Origin of the sequence: Chryseobacterium sp. CFS2 (genome assembly GCF_036543225.1) — a bacterium.
GTDB lineage: Bacteria > Bacteroidota > Bacteroidia > Flavobacteriales > Weeksellaceae > Chryseobacterium > Chryseobacterium culicis_A.
Genome location: NZ_JAZHQU010000009.1, coordinates 49,492 through 65,360, shown reverse-complemented (window position 1 = coordinate 65,360; position 15,869 = coordinate 49,492). Strand labels below are relative to the sequence as shown.

Annotated in this window: 11 protein-coding genes; 9 read left to right on the top strand and 2 right to left on the bottom strand. The window is 34.5% G+C overall.

The window, feature by feature from the left end; translation table 11 throughout:
- The first annotated feature begins 124 nt into the window (after nucleotides 1-124).
- The 5 genes from ODR02_RS19180 (at nucleotide 125) to ODR02_RS19160 (ending at nucleotide 7,835) form a co-directional block, all read left to right on the top strand.
- Entirely contained in the window at nucleotides 125-2,290 is a 2,166-nt protein-coding gene (locus ODR02_RS19180; protein ID WP_309513182.1) for a M12 family metallo-peptidase, read from the top strand.
- 119 nt (nucleotides 2,291-2,409) lie between these two features.
- Nucleotides 2,410-4,575 carry a M12 family metallo-peptidase gene (locus tag ODR02_RS19175; RefSeq protein WP_309513181.1) on the top strand — a complete coding sequence of 722 codons (2,166 nt, stop codon included), beginning with the start codon at nucleotides 2,410-2,412 and terminating at the stop codon, nucleotides 4,573-4,575.
- Nucleotides 4,576-4,737: 162 nt separating this feature from the next.
- Nucleotides 4,738-5,664 (top strand): mevalonate kinase family protein, encoded by a 927-nt coding sequence (locus tag ODR02_RS19170; RefSeq protein ID WP_209784281.1) that lies wholly within the window; start codon nucleotides 4,738-4,740, stop codon nucleotides 5,662-5,664.
- Nucleotides 5,665-5,674: 10 nt separating this feature from the next.
- Nucleotides 5,675-6,604: a UbiA family prenyltransferase gene (locus ODR02_RS19165; RefSeq protein WP_209784282.1), complete on the top strand. Its 930-nt coding sequence runs from the start codon at nucleotides 5,675-5,677 to the stop codon at nucleotides 6,602-6,604.
- A gap of 64 nt (nucleotides 6,605-6,668) precedes the next feature.
- Nucleotides 6,669-7,835, top strand: coding sequence for a proline dehydrogenase family protein (locus ODR02_RS19160; RefSeq protein WP_209784283.1), 1,167 nt, complete (start codon nucleotides 6,669-6,671; stop codon nucleotides 7,833-7,835).
- Between the two features lie 448 nt (nucleotides 7,836-8,283).
- On the opposite strand, the gene ODR02_RS19155 is transcribed toward ODR02_RS19160, so the two are convergent.
- The gene (locus ODR02_RS19155) at nucleotides 8,284-8,820 is read right to left on the bottom strand and encodes a helix-turn-helix domain-containing protein (protein ID WP_309513180.1); all 537 of its coding nucleotides are present in this window, start codon (nucleotides 8,818-8,820) and stop codon (nucleotides 8,284-8,286) included.
- 970 nt (nucleotides 8,821-9,790) lie between these two features.
- Here ODR02_RS19155 and ODR02_RS19150 point away from each other — a divergent pair.
- Nucleotides 9,791-10,900: a M14 family zinc carboxypeptidase gene (locus ODR02_RS19150; protein ID WP_209784285.1), complete on the top strand. Its 1,110-nt coding sequence runs from the start codon at nucleotides 9,791-9,793 to the stop codon at nucleotides 10,898-10,900.
- Between the two features lie 173 nt (nucleotides 10,901-11,073).
- On the opposite strand, the gene ODR02_RS19145 is transcribed toward ODR02_RS19150, so the two are convergent.
- A complete protein-coding gene (locus ODR02_RS19145) occupies nucleotides 11,074-11,571 on the bottom strand; it encodes a DUF4920 domain-containing protein (protein ID WP_309513179.1) in 498 nt (165 codons plus the stop codon).
- Between the two features lie 142 nt (nucleotides 11,572-11,713).
- Here ODR02_RS19145 and ODR02_RS19140 point away from each other — a divergent pair, with 142 nt between their 5' ends.
- From ODR02_RS19140 to ODR02_RS19130, 3 genes are all read left to right on the top strand, one after another.
- Nucleotides 11,714-13,126: an APC family permease gene (locus ODR02_RS19140; protein ID WP_209784287.1), complete on the top strand. Its 1,413-nt coding sequence runs from the start codon at nucleotides 11,714-11,716 to the stop codon at nucleotides 13,124-13,126.
- Between the two features lie 161 nt (nucleotides 13,127-13,287).
- The gene (locus tag ODR02_RS19135; RefSeq protein WP_105682166.1) at nucleotides 13,288-13,728 is read left to right on the top strand and encodes a GPW/gp25 family protein; all 441 of its coding nucleotides are present in this window, start codon (nucleotides 13,288-13,290) and stop codon (nucleotides 13,726-13,728) included.
- Nucleotides 13,729-13,752: 24 nt separating this feature from the next.
- On the top strand, nucleotides 13,753-15,636 hold the full coding sequence (locus ODR02_RS19130; RefSeq protein ID WP_209784288.1) for a type VI secretion system baseplate subunit TssF: 1,884 nt from the start codon (nucleotides 13,753-13,755) through the stop codon (nucleotides 15,634-15,636).
- Nucleotides 15,637-15,869 lie beyond the last annotated feature (233 nt).

The following is a 15,869-nucleotide window of genomic DNA, read 5'->3' as shown; positions in this document are numbered from 1 at the left end:
AATAATTAAAAATAACATATATTTATTTAAACCATAGCAGACTTTCTGTTATGGTTTTTTTTATATTTTATGATTGTTTTGTAAAAACTTAAAGTATTTGTATTACTTTTATTAAAAATTAATAATGCGAAAACTCTTACTATTTGGCTCATTGATATGGGGCATCTTTTGTTTTGGGCAAAATCTAAAACCTGTAGCCCAAAAAATCCATGAATATGAAAAGCTAAACTACCGTGCTCCTAAGTATGATTTATTTGATGTGAAAAGCACGGATAATATCTCTGATTTAAGAAAAACAGCAACTGATGCTACTGCTTTAAGTCTGGATATCCCCAAACTCATGAGATTACTTGCTGAAAGCCCTGAATTTCTTGAAGTATCCTTTCCTTTTGATGGCAATAAAGAAATCACTGTTCAACTTTTTAAAAAGCAAATTTTCACTGATGATTTCAAAGTAAAAACGAAAAAAGATGAAGTTGTATCCTATAATCCCGGGATTTACTATCGCGGAATTGTTAAAGGAGATGATCAGTCTATAGTAGCATTTAGTTTTTTTGATAATGATGTGGTAGGAATTATTTCAACACCAGCTTTGGGAAATATTATACTGGGAAAAATAAAGAATTCGAGTGATTTTATAAGTTATTCAGAGTCTAAGCTGACGGTAAAAAATAGTTTCATTTGTAGTGTAGATGAATTGAAAGAAAACAAAACTCAATTACCACCACCTGATCCGGGACAGCTTACCAATAAAACCATGACTGAAAATTGTGTAAGGGTATTTTATGAAGTAGGTTATAAACCCTATCAGGGGAATGGTTATAATGTGGCTGCTACTGTTAACTGGATGACCGCTATCCATAACAGTGTTGAAACAATATATTTTAATGATGATATTAAGATAGCTTTAAGTGAAATGTATGTATGGACTACACCAGATCCTTATACAGGTAACTATAATCCGGACTTAGGGGTATTTAGCAATAGCAGGCCTATATTTAATGGGGATATTGCCCACTTAGTGATCTCGCCTACTGGTACCGGTTATTCTAATATTAACTCACTCTGTACAGATGTGAGATACTGTTACTCACCCGTTACGGTAACCTACCAGCAATTTCCTATGTATTCCTGGACAGTCAATGTTACAGCCCATGAATTGGGACATAATCTAGGCTCTCAGCATACCCATGCCTGTGCGTGGAATGGTAATAATACCGCTATTGATGGATGTGGTGCCCAAAGTGGAAATCAGGGAAATGCATGTAGCGGGCCAATTCCTGGTAATGGCGGAGGTACTATAATGAGTTATTGTCACTTAATTTCCGGAGTTGGAATCAATTTCAGTAACGGATTTGGTCCACAACCCGCCGAATTGATTAGAAAAACCATTAATTTAAAAGCTTGTCTGGGCACTAATTGTATTTCCTCCTGTGAAGTAACGGTAATGGATCTCAGTATTGATAATATTACACAAAACTCAGCAAGTGTCTTTATTATAGATGGAGCTTCACAAGCATGGAAATATACACTCTCCAAAATAAATGGAACAATTGTACAGTCAGGAACAACGAATACCAACAGTTTTAGTTTAAATAATCTGGATCCAAACACTTATTATAACTTATTTATTGGAAGTGAATGTTCAGGTTCTTTAGCTTATCAGAAACACCGAACATTTTTAACAGATGGAGATTGGTGCTCAGGAGCACGGTTTACAGATTCCGGAGGTCTTTCCGGAGGATATAGTAACAATGAAAAGTTAACCAAAACCTTTTATCCACTTTCTAATTCCAAACTGACATTATATTTCAGTGAATTTAATTTAGAGAATTTTAAAGACTATATGTATGTATATAACGGGCCTTCAGCCGGATCTCCTTTATTTCCAAATGGAAATAACCTTACTGGAACTTTACTTCCCGGGCCATTTGTTTCTACAGATCCTACCGGAGCTATTACTGTTGAGTTTTTCTCCAATGAATATGGTACAGCAAATGGATGGAATGCCGGATTTTTATGCAAGTTTTTAGGGGTTGAAGATATTGAAACAAATAACAATACCGTTTCAATTTACCCGAATCCGGCAAAAACAATGATCATCATTTCATCAAAAGAAAATTTAAAATCCTTTAAAATATTTGATGAAGCAGGGAGATTGGTGACATCAGCTTCTTCTTTGAAAGGAAGTAAAACAGAGATCAATCTATCTTCCATACAAACAGGAAATTATGTCATTAGTATTGAAACAGAGAAGCAGACGATCAACAAAAAGCTGATTAAACAGTAATAATAAAAAAAAATAATACATATTTAAGCCATAGCAGATATTCTGTTGTGGTTTTTTATGTTTCATGGTTGTTTGGTGGAAATTAAAGTATTTGTAGTATTTTTAATGAAAAATTAATAATGCGAAAACTCCTTTTATTCAGCTCCTTTTTATGGGGCATCTTTTGTATTGCCCAAAATGTAAAACCTTTAGCCCGGAAAATCCATGAGTATGAAAAATTAAAGGTTCGTAACCATACCTATGACTTATTTAATCTAAAAAATACGGGCGATTTGTCTGATCTTAGGAGGATAGCAACCGATGCAGCTGTTTTTAAACTTGATCAAGCTCAGCTTAAAAAACTAATTCTTGAGAACCCCGAGTTTCTTGAAGTATCTTTTCCCTTTGATGGAAATAAAGAAATAACAGTTCAGTTATATAAAAAATCAATCTTTGCCGAAGGCTTTAATGTAAAAACGAAAAAAGATGAACGGGTTCCTTACAAGCCGGGAATCTATTATCGGGGTATTGTGAAAGGGAATGATGAATCTCTTGCAGCTTTTAGTTTTTTTGACAATGATGTTGTCGGAGTTATTTCAACTCCTGCTCTGGGGAATGTTGTTGTAGGAAAGCTTAAAAACTCCGAAGATTTTGTAAGTTATTCAGAAAATAAACTAACAGTACAAAACAGTTTTGTTTGCGAGGCAGATGAAATGATGGGAAACAAAGGGCAAAAAAACTCTCTTCAGCCTGATCAGCTTACCCAAAAGACAATAACTGATAATTGTGTAAGAACTTATTATGAAGTAGGATATAAACCTTACGAAAATAATGGTTTTAATATCACATCCACCGTTAATTGGATGACTGCTATGCATAATAATGTCGAAACATTATATTTTAATGATGATATCCGGATATCATTAAGTGAAATTTATGTCTGGACAACACCTGATCCATATACAGGAGGAGCTGATGCGAATTTAGCAATGTTTAGCAATAACAGGCCTCTGTTTAACGGAGATATTGCCAGTTTAATAATTTCACCTTCAAGTGGAGGAGTAGCCTATCTTAATTCTCTTTGCTCAGATTTGAAATATTGTTTTTCTCCCGTTCGTTCCTATTATGAACAGTTTCCATTGTTTTCCTGGAATATTTTTATAATTGCCCATGAAATGGGACATGGCTTAGGATCTCCCCATACTCACGCCTGTGCGTGGAATGGTAATAATACTGCTATTGATGGATGTGGAGCTCAGGCCGGATCTCAAGGAAGTACATGCCCCGGACCAATTCCGGGAAGCTCAGGAGGAACCATAATGAGCTATTGTCATTTGGTTTCCGGAACTGGAGTCAATTTTAGTAATGGTTTTGGGGCGCAACCTGCAGAACTTATAAGAAGTATCATTAATTCTAAATCCTGTCTTGGAACAAACTGTACTTCTTCATGTGAGATCACCGTCCTAGATGTCAGTGTTTCTGACGTAACTCAAAACTCAGCAGATATTTTTATTATGGATGGAAGTCTGTCATCCTGGAGATACAGACTTTGTAAAATTGACGGCACAGTTGTACAATCAGGAACTACTAATTCTAATAGCTTTATAATAAACAACCTTGAAGCGAACACCTATTACAATTTATTTGTAGGAAGCGAATGCTCAGGTCCATTGGCATTTCAGAAACACAGAACATTTTTAACAGATGGAAACTGGTGCTCAGGAGCACGGTTTACAGATTCCGGAGGTCTTTCCGGAGGATATAGTAATAACGAAAAGTTAACCAAAACTTTTTATCCACTTTCCAATTCCAAACTGACATTGTATTTCAGTGAATTTAATTTAGAAAGTTTTAAAGACTATATGTATGTATATAATGGACCTACAGCCGGATCTCCATTGTTTCCGAATGGAAATAACCTTACGGGTTCTTTGGTTCCCGGCCCATTTGTATCTACAGATCCTACCGGAGCTATTACCGTTGAGTTTTTTTCCAATGAATCAGGTACGGCAAATGGATGGAATGCAGGATTTTTATGCAAGTTTTTAGGAGTTGAAGATATTGAAACAAATAACAATACCGTTTCAATTTACCCGAATCCGGCAAAAACAATGATCATCATTTCATCAAAAGAAAATTTAAAATCCTATAAAATATTTGATGAAGCAGGGAGATTGGTGACATCAGCTTCTTCTCTGAAAGGAAGTAAAACAGAGATCAATCTATCTTCCATACAAACAGGAAATTATGTCATTAGCATTGAAACAGAGAAGCAGACGGTCAACAAAAAATTGATCAAACAGTAATTTCTCAATAAATTTATTATAAAAGCCTGATATTCTCAGGCTTTTTTCTTATTTTTAATCGGTAAAAGAATGCTGTAAACCTAAATAACTCATATTTCGGTCTGAGTTTTGCTTATATTCAGCGGAATAATTTTTAACTTTGCAAAAAGATTTATTGTCAATATGACCAACCCTTTATTTTATGCAAAAATAATTCTGTTTGGAGAATATGGAATGATTGAAGATTCCCAGGGACTTGTAGTACCTTACAGTTTCTATAAGGGAACTTTAAAATTTTCAGATTTAAGTTCTGATTTTGAACGTAATTCCAACAGACATCTGCAGAAATATTCAGACTTTCTTACAGCCCTTGATCTTTCCGATGATTTTAAGTTGGATATTGAGAGCTTCAAAAATGATATTTCAAACGGACTTTTCTTTGATTCCAATATTCCTCAAGGATATGGAGTAGGAAGTTCCGGTGCTTTGGTAGCTGCTATTTTCGAAAAATATTCAGTCAGCAAACTTAATCCTGAGAATATCTCAAAAGATAATCTTAAGAAATTAAAAGCTGTTTTTGGAGAAATGGAAAGCTATTTCCATGGGAAAAGTTCAGGAATGGATCCATTGATCTGTTACATGAATCTTCCCATTCTCATTGAAAATAAAGAAAATCTAGACAGGGTAAATATTCCCGAAGGAGAAGAAGGAAAAGGGGCAATTTTTCTGATTGATTCAGGAATGACGGGTGAAACCGGACCCATGATTCAGATTTTCTTTGAGAAAATGAAAACAGAAGGTTTCCGTAAAACCCTGAAGGAAGAGTTCATCCGCTACAATAATGCGTGTATTGAATCTTTCCTTAAAAAAGACATGAATCCATTCTTCAGAAATCTTAAAAAGCTTTCTCACTGGGCTTATGAACATTTCCGCCCTATGATTCCTGAAAGTATTTTTAATATCTGGAAAAAAGGACTGGATTCTAATGCCTACTATCTGAAACTGTGTGGAAGCGGTGGAGGCGGTTACATCTTAGGATTTACCAAAGACTACGCAAAAGCAGAAAAAATGCTTGAAGGCTTCCAAAAAGAAGTGATTTACAGATTTTAAATAGATTGGAATGAATTCTGAAAAAGAAACTTTCCAATCTAAAAACTATATCTCAAAATCTCTATTTTACAGATTTTCGCAATTCGTGGGGTTTTTACTCGGAGCACGCTTTTTTGTGGCTGCTTTGTTGACATTTGCGCTCTATGTTTCTACTTTTTTCCTGTTCAATCAGGATGAATCTTTCAGAAAATTCGTATTCGATTTCAAAGTACACGGTATTATTTTTTGCACCGTCCTTACCATTCTTGCGGGCGGCATTATCAACCAATTTTATGACCTGGAGAAAGATCATGTAGTAAAACCTTTCAGAACCAGAGTTCAGAGCTTCATCAAACAGAAATATTTTTTATATGCCTATCTGGCACTCAGTGTTATTTCTTTAGGAGTAGCCTGGATGATTTCTCATAATGTATTTGTTTTTTTTGTTGTATATCAGTTCTTTATGTGGTTTTATAGTCATAAACTGAGCAGAATACTGATCTTAAATAATCTTACTTTTGTCAGCCTCACCCTGTATCCGTTCTTTGGAATGATGGTATACTATGAAACCTTTTCAAAAAAGGTTTTCCTGATGGCTGTTTTTCTATTTCTTATCCTTTTGTGTATTGATATTGTGAAAGATACCCTTACCAGAAGTGTAGACAAAGCATTTGGATATACTACAATTCCCAATTATTTTAAAAGCCGGAATACAAAGATAATTCTGACTTCTTTATTAGCTGTTACCATGGCAGTTTCTATGAATATCATTACAAAAACTGGTATTACCGGGTTCATGGCTTACTATTTTGCAGGAGGACTTTTTGTAATGATAGTCTGTATTTACCTTCTTTTAAACGCATCAAGAAGAACTAACTTCTTTACATTGAATATATTACGGTTTTGGGTTTTCGTTGGAATCATAGCAATGCTTTTAAACGGGATAGAACATAAATTGTAAAAAAAATTCTTTAAATAAACTGTGGTTATTATTACCTTTGCATAACTAAATTTAATAAATAGGAATGCCCATTTTTAATGATACTAAAATTGCATTTGCAGACAAGTCTGATGCACAATTGAGAAAGGCTTACTGGATGTTTAAAATGATTGAACAGCCCGCTCTTACAAGCCTTGGAACATCTGTTCTGAATTTCACAGTACACAACAATTTTCCTTTCGTTACCGGAATTGTAAAAAATACCTTATTTGCACAGTTCTGTGGTGGAGAAACCCGTGAAGAAAGTATGAAAGTTGTGAAGCAGCTGTTTAAAAGAGGAGTTGGAAGTATTTTCGATTATTCTATCGAAGGGAAAGAAGATGAGGAAACTTTTGATGCTGTTTGCAAAGAAATTAAGGATATTGTAAGATTCTCAGTAGGAAATCCGGCAATCCCTTTTATTGTATTTAAACCTACTGCCTTCGGAAGAATTGATTTGTATGAAGCTGTTGGAAAAGGTGCAGAGCTTACTACAAGCCAGAAAGAAGAATGGGAAAGAGTAGTGAAAAGATTTGATGAAGTTTGCAGTCTTTGCCACGAGCATGATAAAAAAGTAATGGTAGATGCTGAAGAAACCTGGATGCAGGATGCGGCAGACCACCTTTGCGAAGAGATGATGGAGAAATATAACCAGCAAAAGCCTATCGTTTGGAATACCATCCAGATGTACAGAACCGGCAGGCTGGAATATATGGAAGCTAATCTTCAGAGAGCAAGAGAGAAGAACTACTACATCGGTTACAAAATCGTGCGTGGTGCTTACATGGAGAAAGAAAGAGCAAGAGCTGCGGAAAAAGGATATGCAGATCCTATCCAACCCACTAAAGAGGCTTCAGATAAAAACTACAATGCAGGAATTGACTTTGTAATGGATCATTTGGATAAGGTTTCAGCATTTTTCGGAACCCATAACGAAATCTCTTCTGAATTGATTATGGATAAAATGAAAGCAAAATCTCTTGAAAACGGGAATCCGCATGTTTATTTCGGACAGCTTTACGGAATGAGTGATAATATTACCTTCTATTTGTCAGATAAAGGCTATAACGTAGCTAAATATCTTCCATATGGACCTGTAAAGGATGTTGTTCCTTATTTGACGAGAAGAGCTCAGGAAAATACCTCTGTGGCCGGACAAACCGGAAGAGAGCTTGGACTGATTAAAAAAGAACTTGAAAGAAGAAAGAAATAATAATATTGTTTTCAATAAATATATCAGGCCTGCAATTTTGCAGGTCTTTTTGTTGGAATTAATAGGGGGGAATTTTATGGGAAATTAACAATAATCAACACAATTATATTATGGGTTAATCATATGTTAAAATAATCTGATTTTTATTGCTGATTTGATTTTAAATAATTATATTTGATAGAGCCATAAAAACTAACGTATAATAATATTTTCATTTACTGTTATAACTCCGCCATAAGAGAGAACTTCATCAATACGATAATCAATAATATCACCCTTATAAATAACCGAAATTATAAAAATATAGCATGGGAGCAGATGATTATAATAAGATAAAATTGCATCAGCTTATACCCGTCAAAATTTTTAAAAATAAAATAAAGCAATAGCTTTAGTTTTCTTCTTCAAATATTTTTTTAACCTGATCATTTTCTTTGATCAGGTTTTTTTAAGGCTCAAAACTTTCGAATTTTCCGTTTTCGTAGAACAAGACAATACGCTTTATCTTACTTTGTTGATTACCAAATAGTTGACCTAACAATTGATCGCTGTTATTTTCTAATCGCTGAGAATCTGATATTTTTTCTGGTGCTTTATCTTGGGTTGGTATAAACGATTCTCCAGGACTTGGTTTTGGAGTTTCCATTTCCGTTTCATCACTTCCAAATTCATCATCATCATTCATCATGGTGAAAAGGTCGGGGAGTGGAGTTGTTTTTATTTTCTCTTCTTCTATTTGATCTTCACTAATTTCGATTTCTGGCAGTTGGGATTTCAGCATCTCACCTTCTCCAGTAACCAGCCAGTCCCAAAGAAGTTCCGGGAAACGGGATTTTATTTTTATGATAAACTCAAGAGACGGCTTGTTTCTTCCTGAAGTAATATGCGAAATGGATGAACGCTGTACGTCAATCTCATCAGCAAACTCAGAAGGGGTCAGATTGGAATACTCAATAATTTTGGAAATTCTTTCATTTAAACTCATAAAAATAAGCCTTTAATTATTTTACAAATGTAACATATATAATTTACAAATGCAAAACACAAATGTAAATAAATATAAATATTTTTAATATACATTTGTAACAAGAAAATAAAATATTATTAATCAATGTATTATAGTTAAATTACAATTGTATTTAATAATTATCTGAGGCTGCTATAAGATTTAGTAATATGCATCCAGACCTTATTATTTGACTTTCTTTTTCCTAAAATATTAGTTTAATAATGTAAATTTAGGCTTTTTCACAGCTTATTTTGTCCCTTAAACCACTTCCTTTTCACTATTTACATTATTAATCTCTTTAAATCTGTTTCCTGAATGATTTATTCCAATAAATATCAAATTAAAGCCATGTAAAGGCTATTTTAAAGATGTTACATAGGTAAATTACTGATGTAAATACACTATTTTAAGCCAATATAATGGAGTAATAGGAGAGAATTAGTATTTCTGTTAAGCAACTATTTTTATGGTGAACAAAAATGGTCAAAATTAAGCGAATGGATTAAAAATTGAGGTTCCAATCTGATTCATTATGCACTTTACAAATGTATACAACGTTAAATATCTAAGCTTTCCACAATTTTTATGTTTAATAAAATACCCCTCAAAGGGTAAAAAACAGCAATTTTAAGCCTTAAAGTACTATTGCAAATAGTATTTAGATAAATTTCGTAACTTGCTGACTTTTAATTATTTAAATATATGATATTAAATTATTCGCAATCCACAATTTTATCCACAGACAATTTGTCTTTTGAGGGTGTTTAATAATGTTACAGGTGTTAATTGATTTCTAAACCTCTAAAAGAATAGGATTTAAATCTTGTAAACAAATTTCAAAACAGATGTCAAATGTAAATTTTTGTATTTTCACAATATTTACAAATGTTAATTTAAATTTTTGCCCAAAAATGGCTAAATTTGAATCTTGTAAACAATTCCCAAAATGAATTTTGAACAGATCTATTCTCAAAACCCCGATTTCTCAAATCGCTATATTTCCCCTGAAAAATTATTTTCTTACCTACAGAACAATCTCAGCGATTATATTCAGGAGATCGGAAGATCCTATTTAGATAAACCTATTTATCAGTTAAGCATCGGAACCGGAAACATTAATGTATTGGCCTGGTCACAAATGCACGGCAATGAATCCAATGCTACGCATGCCATGCTTGATCTTTTGGTGAGTCTTGATAAAGCTCCTGAAATGAAAGAGGATTTATTCGGTAAAATAAAACTGGATTTTATATTCATGCTGAATCCGGACGGATCGGAGAGATGGACCAGACTGAATGCAGCCGATATTGATCTTAACAGAGATTTTCATAATGAGGCTAGTAAGGAGATTAAATTTCTGAAAAAAGCTGCTGCTTCTAAAAAGTACGATTATGCATTAAATCTTCATGAGCAGAGAACCATTTTTACAACCGATGGTATTCATCCTGCCACTCTTTCCTTTCTGGCACCTTCTGAAAATGTAGAACGTACCGTTACAGAAAATAGAAAGAAATGTATGGCTGTGATCGGAAGTGTATACAACCATTTAAAGGAAATGATCCCTCATCAGATTGGAAGATATTCTGATGAATTCTATCCGACTTCTACAGGAGATAACTTTATAAAAGCCGGAATGCCGACAATTCTATTTGAAGGCGGACATTTTGTGGATGATTATACCAGAACAGGAACAAGAAAGTATTATACAATTGCTCTTTATTATGCCTTGAAAGCAATCAGTGAACTGAACTCTGATATTACTGGATGGGAAAATTATCTTGAAATTCCCGAGAATAAAGAAACGCATTATGATATTATTTACAGAAATGTAAAACTAAACACAGAACATGAATGTATTTTGGATATAGCGGTTCAGTTTAGAGAAATAAAAGAAGAAGGAAAAGGTGAAATCTCATTTATTCCTTTCGTAATGGAAGCAGGAGATGTAAAGCAGAGAAAAGGCTGGCTGGAAATAGACTGTACCGGAAAGAAATTTATTTCTGCAACTAAATATCCGAAACTGGATACTGTTGTGGATTTTAAAATAGAAGACTAATAAAATCGGCTGCCCCGAAGGACAGCCGATTTTATTTTTTTATCTAATTTCTAAAAGTTTATATTCAATAGGAATGGGCTTTAGCCCATTTAATTTAAATGAAAATTCATATGGCTTTAGCCAAAACCTAACTTTGGAAATATAAAATTTAGATTTTATTCAATGATTAAAGCTTAGTTCACAACTTTAATTCCATTAGCAACAAACCTGATCTCTTCCTTAGGCTGTGTAATCGCATCAATTTCAGCTTGTGGCTTCTTAGCATCTTCTGCATAATGTTTCTGCTCATTCACAGAAGTTACTTTTCTTTCTGCATTTCCTTCTAACACAACGTTTTTCCCTTTTAAGGCTGTAGGTACAAAGAAAGCATAGTCTTTCATTTTTACAAAAAACTTAGAATTGTCTTCTGTCTGGATGGTAAGCCAGCATCCTTTTTTATCACAAACATCGGTTACTTTTCCTTTAACAGATACATTTTCAACTTTTTTGTTATCTTTTTTAAGCTGCTTATTCAGTTTTTCTACTGTGATTGCTTTGGATTCAGCAGAAGAATTAACCTGATCTCCGTATGTATCACCTACCAGGGCTTTTCCTTCCGGTGGACCAGATTGGGCAAATGCTAACGAAGAAGCTGTTAAAGCTGCTGCAAATAATATCGCTTTAAATTTCATGTTTAATATTTTTTCCAAAAATACTAATTAAAATTGAATCATAACGGAATAAAAAATGACAAAAAACAGCTGTTTTAAGGAATTTTCAATAAAATTCAAAATCAAAGACAGATTTGATTATATTTGACTCCTATACTTGACTATGCAAAAAAAACTGAAACTATGGGATGCCATTATGCTTGTGATGGGATCCATGATCGGAAGCGGGATCTTTATTGTAAGTGCTGACATGATGAGGAATCTGGGATCCGGATACTGGCTGATTGTGGTGTGGATCATTACAGGAATAATGACGGTAGCCGCAGCCATAAGCTATGGAGAATTGTCCGCATTATTTCCGAAAGCCGGAGGGCAATATACCTATCTCAAGGAAATTTTTGGTAAAAGAATGGGATTCCTTTACGGATGGGGATTGTTTACGGTAATACAAACCGGAACAATTGCTGCAGTGGCAATGGCTTTTGGAAAATTTACAGCGTATCTGATTCCTTCACTTAACGATGCTGCACCTATTTTTCAAAGCGGTGAATTTAAAATTACTTGGATACAGATTCTGGCCATTGGTGTAATTCTGCTGCTTACCTATATTAATACCAGAGGAGTAGAGAGTGGTAAAATCCTTCAGAACATCTTTACCGGATCCAAAATTATTGCATTAATAGGTTTGATTGCTGCCGGTTTTATATTGGTAGATATCTCTCATTTAGCAGAAAACTTTAGCTGGGGTACAGATTCTTTTAATAATCTGAAAAAAGATATAAGTGGTAATTTTCTCAAAGAAGGCTGGGAACCCATTGGTGGAATGACTCTTTTAGGTGGAATTGCAGCTGCGATGGTAGGTTCTGTTTTCAGTTCTGTTGCCTGGGAAAGTGTAACATTTGTTTCCGGGGAAATTGAAAACCCTAAAAAGAATGTAGTAAAATCAATGATTTATGGTACTTCCGCTGTTATGATCCTTTATATAGCGGTAAACTATGTATACCTAAATGCATTGGACAGAGACGGAATTGCTTTTGCAGCGAATGACAGAGTAGCAGTAGCGGCTTCACAGAATATTTTTGGAAGTGCTGGTACTATTATCATTGCTCTATTAGTAATGATTTCCACATTTGGATGTAATAACGGATTGATTTTGGCGGGAGCAAGAGTTTTTCAGACTATGGCAAAAGACGGAATGTTCTTTAAATCTGCCGAAAAAAATAATAAAAATGAAGTTCCGGAAAATGCACTTTGGATGCAGGGTGTGTGGGCTTCAATTCTTTGTCTGAGTGGGCAGTACGGGAATTTATTGGATATGATTTCTTTCGTAATTGTTCTGTTCTACATGATTACCGTATTTGGAGTTATTTATTTAAGAATGAAACAGCCAGAACTGGAAAGACCTTATAAGACATGGCTTTATCCGGTAACACCTGTTATCTACCTTTTAATAGGAACCTGTTTCTGTATTTTACTGTTAATCTATAAACAACAATATACATGGCCTGGTTTTATTTTGGTACTGCTGGGACTTCCGGTATACTATTTTATCAACCGGAAAAAAGCGGATGCTTAAAGTAAAATAAAAATATAAAAGATTACAGGGCTTTCAATTCAGTTTGAAGGCTCTTTTTTTGAATAATATTTTAAAGTATTGTCATCATTATTTGGTGAAAATGCGTATTTTGGTATTCCGTTTTTAGATAAGCGGAAACCATGAAGTAAAAACAATAAGTTATGGATACACCAAATTACAGAATGCCTTTCGTACCGTCTACTTTAATGACCGAAGGCGGAAGTATCGATACCTGCGATATGGGGGAAAGTATTGCCCACAATATTATGCTGCTGATCACCACCAAAAAAGGGGAGAACAGATATGATGAAAACTATGGAAACGATGTTTGGAACCTTGAATTCGATAATGGAGTCACAAGTGCCATCTGGGAAAGCGTTTTTATCAAAAGCTTAAGGAGGCAGATTCAGGAATATGAACCCAGAATCGTCAACCCGCAGATTGATGCTCATATACAATTTGTAGAGCACAGCTACGATACTAAAGAACACACCGAAATTAAAAAGAAAGTAAGAATTGCCATCAATGCAAAAATGGAAGAATCAGGGGAACGTTTCAGTTTTTCAACAGAGTTGTTTCTAAGTCCAATGTCTATTGATTAATATTTTTAACAGCGAAAGAAAATTATGAATTTAGATCAGAATATTTATTCCAAAGAATCTGTAAAAGCAAGAATGCTGCAGAATGCAACTAAAGTATGGGGATTGAGAAGTCCGCAGTCTTTAGATCCTTTTGTAAAACTGTTGATAGATGCTTTCAGTACAGAAGTTTTCAAAGCGAATAATGAAATACAGACAGTAAATGCCCGTATATTGGAAAAACTGGCAAAACTTCTTACCCCGTCTATTTATACCCATCCTATTCCGGCTCATTCCGTGGCTTTTACACAGCCTTATGAGTCTTCCGAAGTTTTATTGGAACACACGGAGTTTTTCTTCCGTAAGCAGATGACTTCTACGATAAAATCAGAATCAGATAAACAGCTGAATATTCCTTTTACTCCGGTAGGAAATGTAAGAATTAATAAAGTTCACACGTCCATCATGTTTGTAGGAAATACCTGCTACAGTATTGATGACAGATTCAATAAAATTCCTATTGCAAGATTTCAGGGAAGGCCTGAAGATTACAGAAAAATCACAATAGGAGTGGATGTAAGCAAATATGTAAGTGAAAACTTTCCAAAATATCTGAGCATTTTCTGCTCTAATCCTGCTTTTGAACACCTTGATTTTGTTTATAAATTATTGCCGTATATCACGGTGTCAAGCAATGGTAATCCTTTATTTGTGAGAGAAGGACTGAGTTATTTAACAGAAAACCAAAATGATGGCTACGAACAGATGTTCAAAGAGCAATCCATCCGGAATAAAGTGATTGAAGATATTAAAAGTATCTATCGTCATAAATTTATTGAGGTAACAGGAATTTCTCAAAGTCTTTTTTCAGAACCGGGACAGCTTCCTCAGAATCTTGATTTTCTTGCAGGAAAAGAAGAAATTACCAAATTCCTGGATAATAAGAGCTATCTGTGGCTTACCTTTGAGTTTCCACCACAATTTTCGGCAGAAATACTTGACAATTTTTCCTTTGTTCTGAATGCTTTTCCGGTATACAACAGAGGTTGGAAAAAAACAGAATACAGCCTTGATATCATGGGAAATAATATTCCTTTGGTAACCGATGAGGGTGAACATTTTCTTTATGTAGATGAGGTACAGGATGGTGACGGAAGAAAGTATACCGAAATTCCTTTTACTCCGGCTGATGATCTTAAAAAAGGTTTGTATACCGTAAGAAAAGGAGGCATGGAACGTTTCACAAGCAGAAATGCTGTGGATATGATTGCCAATGTTCTGGAATTGACAAGAGATGAAATTGCCGCATTTTCCCTTTTGAACAGAGATAATGTAAAAGGAGTTCTCAGCGAAATGTCTGACAAAATGAAAACCATGGTTCAGAAAGTGAACAATGCCAAAAGGAATATCAGGCAGGAATTGAATTATGTGATCATGGAACCTGTAGAAAAAACAGACCATACCTATGCTGCTTTTTGGATAACGCACTGTACGCTTGCCAATCATATGCGTCCGGGAACTGAACTTTCCAATCAATTAAAGTCACAAACTGTGGTACTGCTTACCGAGACATTGGGAGGAGCTGAAGAACAGAAGGGAACAGACAGTATTCAGGCTTACAAATACGCACTGACAACCAGGGATAAAATCATTTCTTTGGAAGACGTTAAAAACTATTGCCGCATGATTCTGAAAGATGAGGTAAGAGAAGTAAGAGTAAGAAGAGGAACAATGATCAGCAACAAGCCTAAAGAAGGTTTTGTAAGAACAGTAGAAGTAGAGATTATTCCGCAGAACTATTCTTTCTATGGAAGAGCCTATTGGGAAAATATGGCCAACATTATCAGAAACCAGATCATTGCCAAAGCCATTGACGGAATTGAATATATTGTAAGAATAAATAATGAAGATGTTGATTTCCAGGATATGTAAACCTTTTGGGAACACACCATTCGTTTAAAATATAAATGCCGTAACAGATACGGCATTTTTAATGTAATATTGAATTATATCTATAGGAACGGGCTTTAGCCCGTTTTTTATTACATAAGATTTCGCATAAGCTTTAACCCAATCATAATTACCCGGAAATATCAAATCATTTTCGGAAAAATTCAATCCTGTTAATTTCAATATGGAATAAAAAAATATTCATTCCCAACATA

Bases quoted from the DNA above. Each gene is read 5' to 3' on its own strand.
- ODR02_RS19180 (WP_309513182.1), top strand. From the start codon at position 125: ATGCGAAAACTCTTACTATTTGGCTCATTGATATGGGGCATCTTTTGT.
- ODR02_RS19175 (WP_309513181.1), top strand. From the start codon at position 2,410: ATGCGAAAACTCCTTTTATTCAGCTCCTTTTTATGGGGCATCTTTTGT.
- ODR02_RS19170 (WP_209784281.1), top strand. From the start codon at position 4,738: ATGACCAACCCTTTATTTTATGCAAAAATAATTCTGTTTGGAGAATAT.
- ODR02_RS19165 (WP_209784282.1), top strand. From the start codon at position 5,675: ATGAATTCTGAAAAAGAAACTTTCCAATCTAAAAACTATATCTCAAAA.
- ODR02_RS19160 (WP_209784283.1), top strand. From the start codon at position 6,669: ATGCCCATTTTTAATGATACTAAAATTGCATTTGCAGACAAGTCTGAT.
- ODR02_RS19155 (WP_309513180.1), bottom strand. From the start codon at position 8,820: ATGAGTTTAAATGAAAGAATTTCCAAAATTATTGAGTATTCCAATCTG.
- ODR02_RS19150 (WP_209784285.1), top strand. From the start codon at position 9,791: ATGAATTTTGAACAGATCTATTCTCAAAACCCCGATTTCTCAAATCGC.
- ODR02_RS19145 (WP_309513179.1), bottom strand. From the start codon at position 11,571: ATGAAATTTAAAGCGATATTATTTGCAGCAGCTTTAACAGCTTCTTCG.
- ODR02_RS19140 (WP_209784287.1), top strand. From the start codon at position 11,714: ATGCAAAAAAAACTGAAACTATGGGATGCCATTATGCTTGTGATGGGA.
- ODR02_RS19135 (WP_105682166.1), top strand. From the start codon at position 13,288: ATGGATACACCAAATTACAGAATGCCTTTCGTACCGTCTACTTTAATG.
- ODR02_RS19130 (WP_209784288.1), top strand. From the start codon at position 13,753: ATGAATTTAGATCAGAATATTTATTCCAAAGAATCTGTAAAAGCAAGA.